Genomic DNA, 17,058 nt, shown 5'->3' with positions numbered 1-17,058 from the left:
GTTAAATTAATCAATAAAAATCATTGCATCATCAATAGGTTAAGCAGACAGGTATAGGGATTAATAAAAAATAATCCCTATTTCGGGGCTTCAGCGTGATCTGAACGGAAACTTCTCATGTCCGAAAGAAAACAGATATCCATGGCCACCGGAGTCATGGGAGTGGCGACCGGGCTCAGCCGCATTGCCGGACTGGTGCGAGACATGGTCGTTGCCGCTCTTTTCGGCGCCGGATTCGGCACGGATGCTTTTTTCATGGCCTTCACCATTCCCAACCTGCTGCGACGTTTCTTTGCTGAAGGATCCCTGACCGCTGCCTTTGTTCCGACCTTTGCCGATGTTCGCCACCGGCAGGGGGATGAGGAGGCGATGCGGGTGGCGTCGATATGCTGGACCCTGCTGCTGCTGATCATGGCGGCGGTGACGCTCCTCGGTGTTCTGGGCTCGCCCCTCCTGGTTCGAGGCATAGGGTTCGGCTTCGGTGCGGTGGAGGGGAAGCTGGTCCTGACGGATTTCCTTAACCGCATCATGTTCCCTTACATTTTTTTCATCAGTCTCCTGGGGCTCGTCACAGGCATTCTGAACGTCCTGGGACATTATTTCCTCCCTGCCGTCTCCACGCTTTTTCTCAACCTCTCCATGATACTCTGCGCGCTGGTCCTTTCGCCCCTGTTCGAAATCCCGATCACCTCTCTGGCCATCGGCGTCCTGATCGGGGGCGCGGTGCAGCTTCTCATGCATTTTCCCGTCCTGCGGCGCAAGGGGGTCCGCCTGCATCTCGATTTCAATTTCCGGCATCCCGCAGTCGTGCGGGTAAGCCGCCTGATGCTCCCCGGGATCGCCGGGGTGGCGATCTATCAGATCAATGTGGTAGTGACCCGTCTGCTCGCCTCCTTCCTCCCCGAAGGGAGTGTCTCCTATCTGTATTACGGGCAGCGCCTGTTCGAATTCCCCCAAGGCATTTTCGTCGTCTCCCTGGCCCAGGCCGTCCTCCCCGCCATGAGCCGGCAGGCATCGCTGGGGGATGAGGAAGGGCTCAAGGATTCGCTGCGCTTCGCCCTGGCCCTGATCGCCGTGATTACCGTTCCGGCGGCGGTGGGGTTGATGCTCTGCGCGGTGCCCGTGTACAGCCTCTTTTTCATGAAGGGTGCATTCGGGTATTACGAGGTGCGTCAGACGGCGCTGGCCCTGGCGGCTTTCGCCCCGGGGCTCCTCTTCGTCGGGGTTAGTCGGGTCGTGGTGCCTGCCTTTTACGCCATGAAGGACACCCGCACCCCCGTCTGGATTTCCTTCTGGACACTGCTTGTCAACGCCGGAACAGGCCTCATTCTGATGAAGCCCTTCGGCCATACCGGTCTGGCCATGGCTCTTACCTTTTCTTCGATTTTCAACTGCCTGCTTCTGGTCTGGGCTCTGCACCGCAAGGTCGGGCGGCTGGGTTTATCCCGGCTCTTTGCCTCTCTGGTACGTCTCCTTCCTGCCGCGGGTTGCATGGCCGCGGTGGTCTGGTATATCCTGGAATTTGCGCCCTGGAGTACGGCAGGGGCGATCTGGCTCAAAGCGGCAGTGCTGAGCGCGGCGGTTGCTGCCGGAACCGGCATTTACGCGATGGGCTGCGTGGTGTTCAAGGTTCCCGAAGCCGCCGAGGCGATGGCTTTGATGAAAGGAAAACTGATGCGAGGAAAGAAATGAAGAGGATATCGACAGCGGACGGACATATTTTCGGCTTGTGCCGCTCCCCCATCGGATGGCTCGGTCTGGTGGCGGGAAGGGAGGGCTTGGCTGCCGTCGTCTCCCATCCCTCCGAAGAGGAGGTGCGCGGGCGCATTGCCGAGGGGTACCCGGTGGCGGCGCCAGGCGAAAACTCCCTTCTTGCCGAGGCGCAGCGTCAGTTTGAGGAATATTTCCGGGGCGAGAGGCGCGATTTTGATCTGCCCTTGGAACTGCCCGGGATTCCCCCCTTTTCCTCGGCCGTCCTGCGGCAGCTGGTCGGGGTTCCATACGGAACGACCGTCACCTATGGCGAGCTGGCGGCTGCCGTCGGGAGTCCGGGTGCCGCCCGGGCCGTGGGTCGGGCGATGGCCACAAATCCTCTGCCCCTCGTCATTCCCTGCCATCGGGTGGTCGGGAGGGGAGGGAAAATGACGGGATATTCGGGAGGGGAGGGGATCGCGACAAAGGAGTGGCTGCTTGAGCACGAGCGGCTGCAATTATAAGGATAAGTGGTCAGTCGCTCAGTCGCTCAGTCGTCCGCTCTGTCGCAGGGCTTCGTACAGAACTATTCCTGCCGCGGTGGAGAGATTTAGACTGCGGACGACGGGAGAGAAGATGGGGATGCGAAGGGTCTTTTCGGGATGGGCGGCAAGGAGCTTTTCCGGAAGCCCCAGGGTTTCCTTGCCGAAAACGATAAAATCGCCGGGTCGGAAATCCGCCTCGACATAGGATTTGACTCCCTTTTTCGAGGTATACCACCAGCGGCCTAGGGGAAACGCCTGCTGCAGCTCCTCAAGACTCCCCCACCTTTGCACATCCACCGCCTCCCAGTAATCGAGCCCCGCCCGCCTGAGATGCTTGTCGTCGATGGAAAAGCCGAGCTTTCCCACCAGGTGCAGAACCGTCCCGGTGGCCCCGCACAGACGCGCGATGTTGCCTGTATTGGGGGGGATCTCCGGTTCGATCAGTACGATATGGAAAGAGGGATGAGGGATCATCATCCCAGGTCCCGCCATCGGCGGTGAACCCAGAACCACTGGGCAGGATCCCGGCGGACCGCCTCCTCGATTTTTGCCGTGAGCAGGGCCGTATTGCGAACGACCGCTTCCTCGCCGGATTCGTCGGGGAAGAGGACCATCGGCTCGATCACGATATTGTGCCTGTAATCCCGGGTTCGGTAGGAGAAAAGGGGGACCACGGGGATCCCGTTTTTCATGGCGATCTGAGCGATGACGGGTGTGGTGCAGGCCTTGCGGCCGAAAAAATCAACCACCACAGCCTCGTTGCGGGAGATGTGCTGATCCAGAAGGATGGCTACTCCCCGTTTCTCCCCGAGGGAACGGATGATCCGCCTCGCTCCTTTTTTACTGTCCAGGCAGCGGCCGCCGCCGGCTTCCCGCATGCGCTGAAAATACTTGTCGACATACGGGTTCTTCATCTTCTTTGCGACAAAATCGGCGGGGAACCCCACCTTGGGAAGGAGGAAGGTGCCTACCTCCCAGAATCCGATATGTCCGGTCAGCAGAAAGACTCCCCGGTTCAGATCATAGGCCTCGCGCAGATGTTCGAGGCCAGTGATGTCAAAGTTTTTCTGCAGGTCCTGCTCTGATTCGAAACGGTTCAGGGTCAACATCTCCATGCCGCTGATGCCGAGATTGCGGAAGGTTTCTGAGACAATAACTTTCACCTCCGAGGCGGACATCTCAGGAAAAGCCCTGTGGATATTGTCGTAGGCGAGTTTACGTTTCTTCGGGATCAGAAACTGGCAGACCCGCCCTATGTGTCCGCCAAGAGCCAGTGCGGCTCCGCGGGGGAGAAGTCTGGCGGCAAAGACGAAAACCAGAAAAAGGGCATATTCAAAGAGATTTTTTGCGGTGCGCTCGGCCATAATCAGTGTCAAATTGAAGAGGCGCGCAGGGGCGCGCCACAAGGATGGCAGGTCTAGATCGTCGGAGCGTCTGAAGTCGTTTTGTCCTGATTGATGATGGCAGGCATCATAACACGCCGGATGGAAAAATTGGGTAAAAAAGGCAGGTCCTGGGACGGACCTGCCTTTTCATTCTTTACGAAGCAGTCGTTGATGCAGGGTATCAGGCTTGACTGGCTTTCAGCGCCTGGTCGAGGTCGGCAATGATGTCCTCCACGTCCTCGATCCCCACCGAGACACGGACGAAATCGGGGGTGACTCCGGCCGAGGCCTGCTCTTCCGGACTGAGCTGCTGATGGGTTGTGGTGGCCGGGTGGATGACCAGGGTTTTGGCGTCGCCGATATTGGCCAGGTGGCTGGCCAGCTTGACGCTGTCGATGAATTTTGCACCCGACGCGGCCCCCCCCTTGATGCCGAACCCGAGGATCCCTCCCTGGCCAGCCGGCAGATATTTCTGCGCCCGCTCATAATCCGGATGGCTGGGAAGCCCAGGGTAGTTCACCCACTCGACGCAGGGATGGGATTCGAGAAACTGCGCTACCTTCAGGGCGTTTTCGCAGTGACGGGGCATCCGCACGTGCAGCGTTTCGAGTCCCTGGAGGAACAGGAAGGCGTTGAAGGGGGAGAGGGCCGGACCCAGGTCGCGCAGCAGGGTGATGCGCATTTTGAGGATATAGGCCAGATTCCCAAGGGCCTCGTGATAGACAAGGCCGTGATAGCTGGGATCGGGAGTCGTGTACTCGGGGAAGCGTCCGCTCGACCAGTCGAAGTTGCCGCTGTCGACCACGGCGCCGCCGATGCTGGTTCCATGTCCGCCGATGAACTTGGTCAGGGAGTAGCAAACGATGTCCGCGCCGTGCTCGATGGGGCGGAAGAGGACCGGAGTGGCCACGGTGTTGTCGACGATGAGGGGGATGCCGTTGTCGTGGGCGACCCGGGCCAGGGCTTCGAAGTCGTCGACGTTGTTCTTGGGGTTGCCTATGGTTTCGGTGAAGACTGCCTTGGTGTTCTCATCGATTGCCGCGGCCACGTTCTGAGGATCGGCGGTGTCGACGAACTTGACCTCGATTCCCATCCGGGCCAGGGTGTAATGAAAGAGATTGTAGGTGCCGCCGTAGAGAAAATTCGTGGAGACGATGTTGTCGCCGGCCTTGGCCAGATTGAGCACGGCCAGGGTGATCGAGGCCGAGCCCGAGGCCACCGCCAGGGCGCCGACCCCGCCGTCCATCTCCGCCAGACGCTTCTCCAGCACGTCCGTGGTCGGATTCATGATCCGGGTGTAGATGTTCCCCATTTCGGCAAGGGAGAAGAGATTGGCCGCGTGCTCCGAGGAATTGAAGACATAGGAAGTCGTCTGATAGATGGGAACGGCGCGGGAGTTGGTGGTCGGATCGGGGACCTGGCCGGCGTGCAGGGCCTTGGTACCGAGACGGTGCTGAGTTTCTTCGGACATGAGAACCTCCGTGGTGTGAGTGATAAGGAAGCGAAAGTACAACCATGAATAGTTGAAAAATAAGGAACTGAATCGGAAATATCGGTATCAGTTTGGATTAAGTGTGTCAAGAATATAATGCCTGGAGAATAAACCCTTGGATTCACATACTATAACGAATTCCGCGGATCTCGCAGCTTCCTCGATCCGGCCGTCCTGATTCCCTTGCTCAAGCCTCCGGTTTCATCTAATCTCAGTCCCATGTCCATGGATATCCTCTTCATCGAAGCCGTGGCCGCTGAACTGCGGGAAAAAATACGCGGCGCGGCCGTGAGCAAAATACATCAGCCCGGACCGGAGCAACTTCTCCTGCGCCTCTGGAACGGTCGGGAAAATCTGCGACTGTTCCTCTGTGCCGCCCCCGGAGCGGGGCGCATCCATCTCACCGAAGAAAAGCTGCCCAATCCTGCCGCGCCGCCGCGGTTCTGTCAATTGCTGCGCTCGCGCCTTAGCCGACTGCTGGAGCTCGAGCGGCTGCCCGGCGAGAGGATCGTCCGCCTGCTCTTTGCGGGCGGCGACGGTGAGCGATGGACCCTGATGGCCGAACTGCTCGGCCAGCGCCCCAACCTGATCCTTCTCGATTCCCATGACCGCATCGTGGACGCCCTTCACCGCATCGCATGGGAGGGGGAGGGAAGGGAGGTTCTGCCTGGGCTTCCCTACCGGGCTCCCGAACAGCCCCGCCGTCTCGACCTCGCCGAGGGCCTCCCCGAGATTCCCGCCGGCCGCGATTTCAACTCATGGATCCTGGAAAACCTCTCCCCCATGACCCCACTGGTCGCTGCAGACCTGACGGCAGCCGTCGCGCGGGGCAAATCGCCCGAAGAGGTTCTCGGCCGGTTCAGGGAGCGCTGGCTGGCGCGCGACCTCACTCCTTGGATCGGAGTCCGGGATGGAAAACAAGTGCTTGCGGCGTATCTCCCGGAGTACATCACTCCGGAGCGGATCGAAACCTTTCCCAGCCCCTCGGTTGCCGCCGACGCCTTTTACCGCGGAGAAGCCGAAGTCTTCGGCGGCGGCAGGGAGGAACTGGAGCGGGTCGTGCGCAAGGAACTGCAGCGCCTTCGCAAGCGCCTGAGGCATATCGAGGACGAGCGCGACAAGGCGCTTCGGTCCGAACGCCAGCGCGAATTGGGGGATCTTCTACTGGCTAATCTGCATCGCCTTAAAAGAGGAATGGCGGAAGTCGTTCTCGATGACTGGTACGCCGACCCGCCGGCACCGGTCACCCTCCCTCTGGATCCTGCCCTCACGCCGCAGGAGAACGCAGAGCGCTTCTTCAAACTGCATCGCAAGGGGAAAAGAGGCCTTGAACATACTGAACGTCGCCGTGCCGAGACCCTGGGCGAGATGGAGTGGCTGGAAGGTGCGGCTCTGGCACTGGAGGAGGCCGAGGGAGCGGAAGAGCTGGAGGCGATCCGACGGGAGCTGGCTGCCGCCGGAAAGATCCGCACCCGCTCCGAACCGGGGCGCAGAACCGTCGCCGCCGGTCCGCAGGAGCAGCTTCGCCGTACCCTGAGTCCCGGCGGTTTCGAGATCTGCTGGGGAAAGAACAACCGCGGCAACGATCATATCAGCCGACAGGTGAGCGGTCCCGACGATCTCTGGTTCCATGCCCACAACATGCCTGGGTGTCACCTGGTTCTGAAGAGGGGAGCGCACCGGGGCGAGATTCCCGAGGCGGATGTGCTCCATGCCGCATCTATCGCCGCCGCGTATTCACGGGGAAAGGAGGCCGGAAAGGTTGAGGTGATGGTCGCCGAGGGCAAGTGGGTGCGCAAGCCGAAAGGGGCGAGGCCGGGGCTGGTCACTGTGGAGCGCTATCGGACGGTGGTGGTGAAGCCGTTAAAGCCTTAAGCTGTAAGCTTCAAGCTTAAAGCTTAAAGCTGATTTATTTCTTCCAGTGCCGCAGGAGAAACCACAGGTTCGCTGGGCGTTCGGCCAGCCGGCGCATGAAATAGCCATACCAGTCGTCGCCGTAGGGAAGATAAACCCGCACCCGGTATCCGTCGGCGATGAGATTTTTCTGCAGTTCGTTGCTGATTCCATAGAGCATCTGGAATTCGAAATCGGTTTTTTTCAGGCCGAAGATGTCGGCCAGGTCAATGACGAATTCGATCAGCTTTGTATCGTGGGTGGCGAAAGCGGGCCGGGTGCCGCTGTGGATCAGCGCTTCGGTCAGGCGCATGTAGTAGAGGACCACCTCTTCTTCGTTCTGAAAAGCGATTTCCTCCGGTTCAAGATAAGCCCCCTTGACCAGGCGAACGGGAATTTTCTCCCTGTTGAGGGAGGCGATATCGGCATCGCTGCGGCGCAGATAGGACTGGATGACGGTACCTATGTTCGGCGTCGACTGACGAACTCTGCTGACGAGCTTCAGGGTGACGTCGGTGAGGTCCGACCCCTCCATGTCTACCCGGACGAAGCGGTCGACGCGCGCGGCCCTCTCGACCACGTTCATCAGGTTGGAAAAGGCGAGCTGCTCATCGATGCGGACGCCAAGATGGGAGAGCTTGACGGAAATTCCCGTATTCAATCCCGCCGCCGCCGCCTCCTCCACAGCTCCCGCATACTCTTCAGAGGCCTCCCTGGCCTGGTCCGGATCGATGACTTCCTCTCCCAGATAATCGAGGGTGACGCTGAACCCTTCCGCATTGAGCTTCCGGGTGACCTCCAGGGCCTCTGCCCGGGTGTCGCCGGCCACAAAACGACTTCGAGCCTGCTGGGCCAAGGGGTTGTGTTTGAAGAATTCCTCCAGCTCCTTGCGCTGGGAAAGGAACAGGAGGGTCTGGCGAAATAGACTCAACTTTTCCTCATCTCTGAAATGGTCGGAATGCCTGGAATCCCTCCACTTAAAGATTATCAACGGGTCCTTTCAAGTCAACGCGAGGCTCGTGTTGAAACCCGTTGCTGCGATTTTTTTGTTGCAATGGAGAATTCCTTTTGCTATATATTCCTTCGCTTCAAGCCGAAGTGGTGGAATTGGTAGACACGCTAGGTTCAGGGTCTAGTGCGCGTAGGCGCGTGGGAGTTCGAGTCTCCCCTTCGGCACCAGAATTTTAAAGGGCTGTAACCCTAATGGGTTACAGCCCTTTTGATTATGCAGTTGCAGATTGGTTGCAGATAGTTGTGTTGAAATCCTGTACTTAACAGAACAGTGAGAGGTAAATTGGGCGCCTCTGATTGATCATCGTCGCAGCGTCTAACTCCGCTGTTCAGATCTTCTCCCGCAACCACAAATTTTCATCGTTTCGGCTGGGGCCTCGCCTGTCCTTAGGGGAACTGAGAAAAGGATCTGGGAGAACTTACTTGATCAAACAAGCTAGAAGGGGAGGGGCCCCATAGCAGGATCACACATCGATCACCAAGTCCGTCGAGGGCCGGGCGCAGCAGGGCAGAACTTGGCCCGGATAGGGTGGGTCCAGCGGCTCGACGGCATAGTCCACCTCCCCTTCGAGAAGTTCGTGCATGCAGGTCTGGAGATCCCCGAGCGGCAGTCGAATTCGGGATAAACCTCATTCTCTACAAACCAAGACCTGTAAATGTTCAGGCGACTCTCCGGGAATTACCTTTTGACGTTTCTACGGAGGAAATCCCGCATCAGGCCGGCTATCTTGCCGCCGTCCTCCTCAAGCGCAAAGTGCCCGGTTTCGAGCAGGTGGAACTCCAGATTTTTCAGGTCTCTCTTGTACGGCTCGGCGCCGGCTGCCGGGAAGATCGGGTCGTTCTTTCCCCAGGCGATGAGCGTCGGCGGCTGATGCTCGCGGAAGTAGGCCTGCCACTTTGGGTAAAGCGGCGGATTGCTGCCGTAGCTGTAGAACAGAGCTAGCTGAATCTCGGCGTTCCCGGATCGGTCGAGTAGTGGCTGGTCGATGTTCCAGTTGTCGGGACTGATCGCCTCCTTATCCCGGACCCCCTCGGTGTATTGCCCGATGGTAGCTTCGCGGTTGAAGAATCCGCGCAGGGGCTTCTCACGCTCCACAGTCCTCTCCTTCCAGTACGCCTTGAGCGGTTTCCAGAAGTCGTTGTCGATCCCCTCGTCGTAGGCGTTGCCGTTCTGTACCACCAAAGCCTGTACTCGATCGGGGTGCTTGACAGCAAGGCGGTAGCCGACCGGCGCGCCGTAGTCCTGGACGTACAGGGCGAACTTTTTCAGTCCGACCTTCTCCGTGAACTTTTCGATCACCTCAGCCAGGTGATCGAACGTGTACTCGAACTCGTCCACGCTCGGCATCGAGCTGTTCCCGTATCCAGGGTAGTCCGGCGCAATCAGGTAAAACTCGTCGGCCAGCGCCGGAATCAGGTTTCGGAACATGTGCGAACTGGTCGGGAAGCCGTGCAGCAAAAGCACGGCGGAGGCATCCTTCGACCCTGCCTCTCGGTAGAAGATATCCAGGCTGTCGACCTTCACCGTCCGGTAGGCGACCTTGGCTATTGTTGCTGTCCCTGCGGGTTGGTTGGTCTGCGCTTTCATGATTTACCTCCTGAGTTTTATTTCTCTGGTGCTCCGACGTTCGCTTTCCTATCCCTTGAGGAACGTGACCAAATCGAGTGCGAACGGCCATGACTTCGGCTGTGATGAGCGATACATCGGTATCCGTTGGTGCCGGAAACACCATTGCCAGCCACGGAAAACCACGGGCTGTCCGACAGGATGTCCCATCGGGTTTACTGTACCCCCACTTTCAGACCCGTCAAGTCATCCCGCTTTCCACACTTTTTGTTGTGCGGATCCCATCAGATCGCTTCAACAATTCCAGCATTTAGCCTCGGATCGATGTACCAGCTCGATCACCGTTTACGAACTTCTCCCGAACTAATTTCCGGTTTTGCATTCGGAGAATTTTTAGGAGGGGGCGGAGAGGGAAGCGGTTCCTGAACACGCTCTCCCAAACGTTTATGTTCTTGAAATCACTTTGAAAAGGATCTGGCCTTCCGCATCCAATCGACACTGCTATAGAGTCCTCCAGCTTGGAAATTGCGAGCGGTCATTTGTCTTTCCCACAAAGGCTGCTATACGTGACCATATTTGCTTCTCAGTCATAACCAACAAAACCAAAGGAGGTACATCATGAAAAGCTCGACCCTCACTGGGCGTATTTTGGTTCTGACCCTGGCCCTGGCGATCGGGATGGCGTTCTCGCCTAGGTCTGCAATGGCAGGAGAAATGAAGGAGGTGCTGACCTTCGACAAGGAGGGAGCACTTCTGCAACCGAAAGCGGAAGTCTTCCGGGAGTGGATTCAAGTCGGCACGCCGTTAACCCCCAACGACATGAATGACGGAAAGGCCGCCTTTCCCGAATTCCACAGCGTCTATATCGACCCGGCGAGCTGGAAGCATTATAAAAAGACCGGAGAATTCCGCGACGGGACGGTCATGATCAAGGAACTTATAAGCGTTGGGTCGAAAAAGGCCGCCAGCGGCAACGGCTATTTCATGGGTGAGTACATCGGGCTGGAGGTTGCCTTTAAAGACTCCAAGAGATTCCCCAAAGAGCCGGGCAACTGGGCCTATTTCACCTTTACCACCGGTCAAGGTAAGCCCCACAAGGAAAAGGTCATGGCCGCCCCCACCTCGGCATGCAACACCTGCCACCAGGGGAATGCCGCGCAAGACTGGGTCTTCACCCAATACTATCCTGTGCTGCGGGCGAGCCAAAAGTCTTCGGGAATGTGAGCAATAACAGCACCTGGAATTCTCACTTCCTCTCCTGCCTTTGAGAGGTCCGAGGTGTATCTAAAAAACGGGTGGCCGAGACAAACGCCGAAGGTTATGTCCGGCCACCGAATTTTTACGGAGGATGGGGATGAAAAGGCTGGCGATTTTTGCTGTTTTCATGTTCGTTGTCGCTGCCGGCAGTTCCTTCGCTACCGATGGCGGCAGCTCGGGTTCCTTCTCGCCGTATGTAGACGGGGCAGGCAACATAAAGGTGCCGACCGATTACCGGATAAATTGGGATTTTCTCGGTACGTGGTCGATCGCAAGCAAAGAGGAGGGGGAGGGCGCAGCCGAGTTCCATGGCGTCTATACCCAGCCCGGCACCATCGAGGCATACCGTAAAACCGGGAAATTTCCGGACGGGGCAGTGCTGGTCAAGGAACTGCTCCAGACCAAGACTGCGCCACTGACCACGGGGAAGGTGAGTTGGGGTACCGAGATCAAAGGCTGGTTCGTGATGATCAAGGACACCGAGGGGCGCTTTCCGGACAACAGGCTCTGGGGCGACGGGTGGGGCTGGGCTCTTTTCAACGCGGACGACTCTACCACGACCGTCACGAAGGACTACAAGACCGATTGTATCCCGTGCCATCTTCCGGCGAAGCAGAACGATTGGGTGTATATCTACGGATATCCGCCTCTTCGGTAAATGTCCCCTTCCCCTCTTGACAGCGGGGGAAGGGGCGTCTATATTAATAACTAAGTTAGTCAACTGACCTAATGGGGGGTTTATGGCGCGCGCAGGCGATAAAAGAGAGCGGCTGGTGGAAGCAGCCAAAAACCTGATCCACTGCAAAGGGTTCAGCCAGACCACCTTGGCGGATATCGCTCAGGAATCGGGTGTTCCGCTGGGCAATGTCTATTACTATTTTAAAACCAAAGAGGATATTGCTGCCGCGGTGATCAACGAGCGTGCCAATGAGTTCCGCGCCATGGCCGAAGCATGGGAAAGCCATCCAGATCCACGAGAGCGTCTGGCCTCCTATCTGGAGATGCCGATACACCTCAGGGAGGCGGTGGCCTTGCACGGCTGCCCATTCGGCAGCCTGGCCCAGGAGCTGTGCAAATCTGAGGGGCCCTTGGCCGATCAGGCACGGCAACTTCTCGATATGCATGTCGAGTGGGTGACCGAACAATACCGGCTGTTGGACAAGGAAGACGCGGCCGGGCATGCCCTGCAGTTCATTGCCACCGTACAGGGCATCAGCGTACTGGCCAGTACCTTTAATGACCCCAATATTGTAGATCGGCAGATTGCCGTGTTGAAAAGGTCATTGAAAAGTATATGAGTTTTTTTATCTAATTATTTAGTCAGTTGACTTACAAAATGTTCGGATGGGAATCCCAACCTGCCTGAGAACAGGATCGGGCCCTCCAAACAACCCGAAATCGGAGGAAAAACGCCATGAAAAACATTCAACGCGTCAACGAAAACAAGCTATTCACTCCCATACAAGTTGGCCGCCATGCGCTGCCAAACCGCATCGTGATGGCGCCCATGACCCGCAACCGGGCAGGATCCGGCAATATTCCCCGGGATATGAACGTCGAATATTACGCCCAGCGGGCCTCGGCGGGTCTGATCATCACCGAGGGGAGTCAGGTGTCGCCCCAGGGTGTTGGTTATCCCGGTACGCCCGGCATCCACAGTTTCGAACAGGTAGCGGGTTGGAAGCAGATCACAGATGCCGTCCACCATCGCGGCGGTCGCATATTCCTGCAGCTCTGGCATGTTGGCCGCATCTCCCACCCTTCACTGCAACCGAACGGGATGCTTCCAGTGGCACCCTCGGCCATCAGACCCGAGGGAGAGGCCATCACCCATGACGGTAAGAAGCCTTTTGTCACCCCAAGGGCTCTGGAGTTCCGGGAAATCCCGGGCATCGTAGCCCAGTTCCGGGAGGCAGCGAAAAACGCCCTGGCAGCAGGATTCGACGGTGTGGAAATCCATGCGGCCAACGGCTACCTGCTCGACCAGTTTCTCCGCGACAGCACCAATCGGCGCACCGACGCTTATGGCGGTTCGCTGGAGAACCGGGTGCGCCTGCTGCTTGAGGTGACCGAAGCCGTGACCGAGGTCTGGGGCGCCGACCGGGTCGGCGTGCGCTTTTCGCCCATAAACAGTTTCAACAGTCTGATCGATTCCGATCCCGACGCCACCTTCGGATATGCGGCTGACCGACTCAACCGGTTCAGCCTGGCCTTCCTCCATGTGGTGGAAAATGACTTCGGAGGTTTCCAGACGCGACAAACTTACGACCGGATGGCCCTGCGCAGGGCCTTTTCCGGAACCTACATCGCCAACGGCGGCTACGACCGCGCCCGGGCAGGTCAGTCCCTGGCTGATGCCTCAGCCGACTTGGTCTCCTTCGGCAACCTCTATATCGCCAATCCGGACCTGTCGGAGCGTTTCGCCGAAAACGCTGAACTGAACGTTCCCGACCCCTCGACTTTCTACGGCGGCGACGAGCGGGGTTATATCGACTACCCGTTTCTCGCCCCCCAACCGGCGCCCCTCGGCGCCTGACACAAAGGAGTCATGAACATGAGACATCTTACCGTTCATACCATGGAAACCGCACCCGAAGCTTCCCGACCGCTCCTGGAGGGTGCCAAGCGCAAAAACGGTTTTATCCCCAATCTGCTCGGAGTGCTGGCCGAGGCGCCGGCTGCCCTTGAGGCCTATATTTCGGTCTCCGATCTGCTGGCAAAATCTTCGTTGACCGCGGCGGAGCGCGAAACGGTCCTGATTGCGGCCAGCATCAGGAACGGATGCGATTACTGCGTCGCGGCGCACTCGACCATCGCCAGAATGCAAAAGGTGCCCGAAGAGGTGATCGAGGCCCTGGGTGAAGAGCGCCCCATTCCCGATCCGCGCCTGGAAGCCCTGCGTCGGTTCACTGAGACGCTGGTCGAAAAGCGGGGCTGGGCCTCCGAGCAGGAAGTCCGGACGTTTCTCGATGCCGGGTTCAGCCGTTCGCAAGTGCTGGAAGTCGTGCTGGGCGTGACCCTCAAGACCCTGTCAAACTACACCAACAACCTGGTCGATACGCCTCTGGACAAAGCCTTTGCCGGAGCGCAAAGGGTGCCCAAGGCAGGCTGATCCGCCGGATGATGCCGTGGCGGGAAGCTGCGATTCCCGCCACGGCAGGGATTACCCCGTTCGAACAATCGGAGGCGTTTGAAATTAAAGCCGTATTTATCGTAATCGTCTCCCTGGCATCGGCCCCGTTCGTCTTTCGCCAAAGTCAGATCATGGATGAAATCATGGAACACCAGAACTTATAAAACCCGATCGGTCGTCTTTGCCGGCGGCCGTTTCTGATGTACCGAGTCCGATTTCGAAAAGGTGGTGTCCGGAGTCATAAGGCGGGAAAGGGTGGATTTTCCCCGAAATATTGTCCTGCATAGTATTTGTATCCAAGGAGCAGGCATTCCGCCTCTTTCCTGAAATCCCCGATAACAGGGAATGGTTAAAGGAACGCATGAAGCAACTCGTTAGCAAATTATGACTCTTGTCCTTTTCTAAGGGCGGCCCTTGTTTAAAGCAAGAAGACCGTCCCATACCGGGTCAATGGGGGGCATTTTGTCAACGGCTAGATAAAAAAAGCCCTGAAGATCAGGAGGGTAGGTCCCCAGGGCAAAAAGGAAGCTGCGTCCAGCTTCCTGGTAAATATTTACCTTATTTTAAAATAGTTTGCAGTTTAAGTCAAAATGGGCGCTGCCTCCTCCCCCAATGCTTTTCTAGAGGAGGAACCCATTATTGCTTGTTGGTTGGTCATATTGCATGGTAAATTCACCACGCCAAGGGCTGGGGGAGGGTCTGGTTTTTGGCAGAGCAAAAGGGGCGCCCGGGCAGTAGTGACGACTGCAGTTCGGTCGCCCTCGTTCTTTCCCTCATTCTTCAATACCCCTCAAGCAAACTCTCAAGTTTCCTGGACAAAGAGAAAGGACCATTCAGATCCGAGGGGATTAGAATGGCCCTTTTTACGTGTCCGAAATGTCACGACATTCAGGATCGATCGAATCTGTTCTGGAGCGAGGCTCTGATGAGAACTCCTACTTGAACGCATGACAGGTCATGCAGGCATCGCTCGGGTTGTGTTCCTTAATGTCACTGTTCTCTTCATCACTCCGGAAGTAGGGACGCTGCACGAGCTTGGTGGCGAAAAATTTCCCTGGCCAATCAAGGGCCGCCTGTCACAAAAGGCATGCGGCCAAACTCCTTTTGTTGGTTGTTTCTTTCTGTATTAATTCTAGGAGTCTGGCCCTGGCCGGAATGTAATCTGGTTTACAACGATGTATGTCGGAGTGAATCAAACCGATCACGCCACCAGCGCCCCTGTGCAACTCGATCCCTCCCCGGCGGTGCAGCAGTAGCAGTGCTCGGAAAGCACGAGTTCCTTGCCGCTCCTTGCCGCCGATTCCAGGTCCTCGATCTTCAAGATCTCCCCATCTCCACCGGTGATCGGCAATCCGATCGCCTGGTTGAAGTCGCAATTGTACAGAAATCCCTTCCAGTCGACGCTGATCAGGGTACGGCACATGATGTTCCGGGCCGCCTCCGGGTTGAAACGGGTCGCCAGCAGGTTCAGGTAGCGCTCGTAAATCCCCCTGGACTCCAGGTACTCACGGAAGCGCCCGATGGGGGCGTTGGTGATGGTGAAGAGGTGGTTGAAGCGGATTCCGTACTTCTCCAACAGTTCCTTCCGGTACGCCTCCTCAAGCTCCTGCTGCGAGCCGGGGACGAAGTCGCCTCCGGGGTTATAGACGAGGTTCAGCTCCAGTCCGCCACCGTAGCCGAGGTCGTTCAGCCGGCGCAGTGCGGCGAGGCTGCGGGCATGGGTTCCCTTACCTCTCTGCCGGTCCACGTTCTCCTCCAGGTAGCAGGGAAGGGATGCGGTGACCACCAGGCGCTGCTCCCGGAAGAATTCCGGAAGCCATTCGAAGCCGGATTCGGTCAGGATTGTGAGATTGCTGCGTACGATCCGGCGGGGGAAATGGGAGGCTGTCGACTCGACCAGACGACGGAAATCGGGATTCATCTCGGGACAGCCGCCGGTGATATCCAGAATGGTCCCCGGCATGCGCTCCAGAGCTTCGGCGATCTTGTCGATGACCGGCCGCCCCATGACCTTCCTTCCTGCCGGGGAGGCGTCGATATGGCAATGGGCGCAGCGCATGTTGCACTGGTCGCCGAGGTTGACCTGCAGCGTCTGCAGTTTCTCGAAGCAAGTGAATCCGGGATCGATTTCCTGTAGACATTCCTTGAAGACTGCTACCATCGGTTTTTCTTCCTTCCGTTTGAGTTTAGTTGTCGATACCGCCGAACTGCTCCGTTTCCGGGTGGGTCTCCTTCCAGACGAAGCAGTAGGTGTGGGGGACGTGGTTCCCCTCGGCGTCGGTCACCTCCAGATCGCCCGTCACCGGGTCTCTGCTCGCCCCCCCCACGCCAGGACCGATTCTCCGGAGATCTCCAGACGGTCCTCGGCCCCGGCGTAATCGAAGCGCGGAGTGAAGTGCGGAACGATTTCCGTCTCGCCATCGGTGACTTCAGCGCACCGATAAAGGCGGTAAAGCGCACCCTAGCCCCAGCAGTCCGGGAGTTGCCGATGATGCCTTAGTCGCCTATCCCTTTAACCATCCTCTTCTCCCTTGGAACCCCGGTGGAAGTCGATGGCAATGGCCGTGCAGTCGTCCCGGGGCGAATGGCCGGCGTCGAATTCCCGGATCGCTCCGAGGAGCAGATCGAGAAACTCCACATGATCGCCTTCATGGCTCAGCAGGAGTTTCTCCACCCGTTCTCTTCCGAACAGCGAGCCCCCCACGTTTGCGGTTTCCGTAATCCCGTCGGTATAGAGGAGCCAGCGGTCGCCTTTTCGGAACCGGTAAGACTTGATGGCGCCTTCCGGGATATTGAAGAACCCGACCGGCGGTGCGGTGGCCTCCAAGGGGATGAGGCGGCGGTCCCGGCGCACCAGAGGCGCCGGATGGCCGGCATTGAAGTAGTGCATTTCCAGGCTTTTAGGCTCGATGATGCCGAAAAAGAGGGTGGCGGAGAAAAGGTGGTCGTAGACTTCAGAGCGGGCGGTGAATGACTTGAGAAACCTGTTCACCCGCTCTGCGACGGCGAGGGGAGAACAGACCGATTCCACCACCGCGTGGATGTAGCCGTACAGAAGACTCATGACCACCGAGGCGGAGATT

Annotated in this window: 15 protein-coding genes and 1 tRNA gene; 9 read left to right on the top strand and 7 right to left on the bottom strand. The window is 57.9% G+C overall.

Annotated elements, in window-relative coordinates:
- Window positions 1-117: 117 nt before the first annotated feature.
- A complete protein-coding gene (gene murJ / locus DTF_RS0104270; protein WP_027714312.1) occupies window positions 118-1,692 on the top strand; it encodes a murein biosynthesis integral membrane protein MurJ in 1,575 nt (524 codons plus the stop codon).
- Entirely contained in the window at window positions 1,689-2,216 is a 528-nt protein-coding gene (locus DTF_RS0104265; protein WP_081702790.1) for a methylated-DNA--[protein]-cysteine S-methyltransferase, read from the top strand. The genes murJ and DTF_RS0104265 overlap by 4 nt, the downstream gene beginning before the upstream one ends.
- An 18-nt stretch (window positions 2,217-2,234) precedes the next feature.
- Here the strand turns inward: DTF_RS0104265 and DTF_RS0104260 are convergent, their stop codons facing one another.
- From DTF_RS0104260 to DTF_RS0104250, 3 genes are all read right to left on the bottom strand, one after another.
- On the bottom strand, window positions 2,235-2,711 hold the full coding sequence (locus DTF_RS0104260) for a tRNA (cytidine(34)-2'-O)-methyltransferase (protein ID WP_027714310.1): 477 nt from the start codon (window positions 2,709-2,711) through the stop codon (window positions 2,235-2,237).
- Window positions 2,711-3,601, bottom strand: coding sequence for a lysophospholipid acyltransferase family protein (locus tag DTF_RS0104255; RefSeq protein WP_027714309.1), 891 nt, complete (start codon window positions 3,599-3,601; stop codon window positions 2,711-2,713). The genes DTF_RS0104260 and DTF_RS0104255 overlap by 1 nt, the downstream gene beginning before the upstream one ends.
- A gap of 202 nt (window positions 3,602-3,803) precedes the next feature.
- The gene (locus DTF_RS0104250; protein ID WP_027714308.1) at window positions 3,804-5,093 is read right to left on the bottom strand and encodes a homocysteine synthase; all 1,290 of its coding nucleotides are present in this window, start codon (window positions 5,091-5,093) and stop codon (window positions 3,804-3,806) included.
- A 240-nt stretch (window positions 5,094-5,333) separates the two neighbouring features.
- Here DTF_RS0104250 and DTF_RS0104245 point away from each other — a divergent pair, with 240 nt between their 5' ends.
- Window positions 5,334-6,989: an NFACT family protein gene (locus tag DTF_RS0104245; RefSeq protein ID WP_027714307.1), complete on the top strand. Its 1,656-nt coding sequence runs from the start codon at window positions 5,334-5,336 to the stop codon at window positions 6,987-6,989.
- Between the two features lie 34 nt (window positions 6,990-7,023).
- On the opposite strand, the gene DTF_RS0104240 is transcribed toward DTF_RS0104245, so the two are convergent.
- The gene (locus DTF_RS0104240) at window positions 7,024-7,938 is read right to left on the bottom strand and encodes a proline dehydrogenase family protein (protein WP_027714306.1); all 915 of its coding nucleotides are present in this window, start codon (window positions 7,936-7,938) and stop codon (window positions 7,024-7,026) included.
- Between the two features lie 161 nt (window positions 7,939-8,099).
- Here DTF_RS0104240 and DTF_RS0104235 point away from each other — a divergent pair.
- Window positions 8,100-8,186 (top strand) — tRNA-Leu (locus tag DTF_RS0104235).
- A 511-nt stretch (window positions 8,187-8,697) separates the two neighbouring features.
- Here the strand turns inward: DTF_RS0104235 and DTF_RS0104225 are convergent.
- Window positions 8,698-9,606: an alpha/beta fold hydrolase gene (locus DTF_RS0104225; RefSeq protein ID WP_051360880.1), complete on the bottom strand. Its 909-nt coding sequence runs from the start codon at window positions 9,604-9,606 to the stop codon at window positions 8,698-8,700.
- A gap of 597 nt (window positions 9,607-10,203) precedes the next feature.
- Here DTF_RS0104225 and DTF_RS0104220 point away from each other — a divergent pair.
- The 5 genes from DTF_RS0104220 to DTF_RS0104200 all read left to right on the top strand — a co-directional run bounded on the left by DTF_RS0104220 (window position 10,204) and on the right by DTF_RS0104200 (window position 13,954).
- Window positions 10,204-10,809, top strand: a complete 606-nt coding sequence (locus DTF_RS0104220; protein WP_035055606.1) for a cytochrome P460 family protein — start codon at window positions 10,204-10,206, stop codon at window positions 10,807-10,809.
- 130 nt (window positions 10,810-10,939) lie between these two features.
- Window positions 10,940-11,500, top strand: a complete 561-nt coding sequence (locus DTF_RS0104215) for a cytochrome P460 family protein (RefSeq protein WP_051360878.1) — start codon at window positions 10,940-10,942, stop codon at window positions 11,498-11,500.
- 82 nt (window positions 11,501-11,582) lie between these two features.
- A complete protein-coding gene (locus DTF_RS0104210) occupies window positions 11,583-12,140 on the top strand; it encodes a TetR/AcrR family transcriptional regulator (RefSeq protein ID WP_027714302.1) in 558 nt (185 codons plus the stop codon).
- A gap of 116 nt (window positions 12,141-12,256) precedes the next feature.
- The gene (locus tag DTF_RS0104205) at window positions 12,257-13,378 is read left to right on the top strand and encodes an alkene reductase (RefSeq protein WP_027714301.1); all 1,122 of its coding nucleotides are present in this window, start codon (window positions 12,257-12,259) and stop codon (window positions 13,376-13,378) included.
- 18 nt (window positions 13,379-13,396) lie between these two features.
- Window positions 13,397-13,954, top strand: coding sequence for a carboxymuconolactone decarboxylase family protein (locus tag DTF_RS0104200; protein ID WP_027714300.1), 558 nt, complete (start codon window positions 13,397-13,399; stop codon window positions 13,952-13,954).
- Window positions 13,955-15,176: 1,222 nt separating this feature from the next.
- Here the strand turns inward: DTF_RS0104200 and arsS are convergent.
- On the bottom strand, window positions 15,177-16,136 hold the full coding sequence (gene arsS, locus DTF_RS0104190) for an arsenosugar biosynthesis radical SAM (seleno)protein ArsS (protein WP_035055603.1): 960 nt from the start codon (window positions 16,134-16,136) through the stop codon (window positions 15,177-15,179).
- 351 nt (window positions 16,137-16,487) lie between these two features.
- On the bottom strand, window positions 16,488-17,058 hold a 571-nt coding region (locus tag DTF_RS21835; RefSeq protein WP_226989151.1), incomplete at its 5' end, for a PP2C family protein-serine/threonine phosphatase.

Origin of the sequence: Desulfuromonas sp. TF (assembly GCF_000472285.1) — a bacterium.
GTDB lineage: Bacteria > Desulfobacterota > Desulfuromonadia > Desulfuromonadales > ATBO01 > ATBO01.
The sequence above is the reverse complement of the archived record's forward strand: the minus strand, read 5'-3'. Positions and strand labels throughout refer to the sequence as shown.

Excerpts from the sequence above, each read along its gene's own strand:
- murJ (WP_027714312.1), top strand. The coding sequence starts at position 118 with ATGTCCGAAAGAAAACAGATATCCATGGCCACCGGAGTCATGGGAGTG.
- DTF_RS0104265 (WP_081702790.1), top strand. The coding sequence starts at position 1,689 with ATGAAGAGGATATCGACAGCGGACGGACATATTTTCGGCTTGTGCCGC.
- DTF_RS0104260 (WP_027714310.1), bottom strand. The coding sequence starts at position 2,711 with ATGATCCCTCATCCCTCTTTCCATATCGTACTGATCGAACCGGAGATC.
- DTF_RS0104255 (WP_027714309.1), bottom strand. The coding sequence starts at position 3,601 with ATGGCCGAGCGCACCGCAAAAAATCTCTTTGAATATGCCCTTTTTCTG.
- DTF_RS0104250 (WP_027714308.1), bottom strand. The coding sequence starts at position 5,093 with ATGTCCGAAGAAACTCAGCACCGTCTCGGTACCAAGGCCCTGCACGCC.
- DTF_RS0104245 (WP_027714307.1), top strand. The coding sequence starts at position 5,334 with ATGTCCATGGATATCCTCTTCATCGAAGCCGTGGCCGCTGAACTGCGG.
- DTF_RS0104225 (WP_051360880.1), bottom strand. The coding sequence starts at position 9,606 with ATGAAAGCGCAGACCAACCAACCCGCAGGGACAGCAACAATAGCCAAG.
- DTF_RS0104220 (WP_035055606.1), top strand. The coding sequence starts at position 10,204 with ATGAAAAGCTCGACCCTCACTGGGCGTATTTTGGTTCTGACCCTGGCC.
- DTF_RS0104215 (WP_051360878.1), top strand. The coding sequence starts at position 10,940 with ATGAAAAGGCTGGCGATTTTTGCTGTTTTCATGTTCGTTGTCGCTGCC.
- DTF_RS0104210 (WP_027714302.1), top strand. The coding sequence starts at position 11,583 with ATGGCGCGCGCAGGCGATAAAAGAGAGCGGCTGGTGGAAGCAGCCAAA.
- DTF_RS0104205 (WP_027714301.1), top strand. The coding sequence starts at position 12,257 with ATGAAAAACATTCAACGCGTCAACGAAAACAAGCTATTCACTCCCATA.
- DTF_RS0104200 (WP_027714300.1), top strand. The coding sequence starts at position 13,397 with ATGAGACATCTTACCGTTCATACCATGGAAACCGCACCCGAAGCTTCC.
- arsS (WP_035055603.1), bottom strand. The coding sequence starts at position 16,136 with ATGGTAGCAGTCTTCAAGGAATGTCTACAGGAAATCGATCCCGGATTC.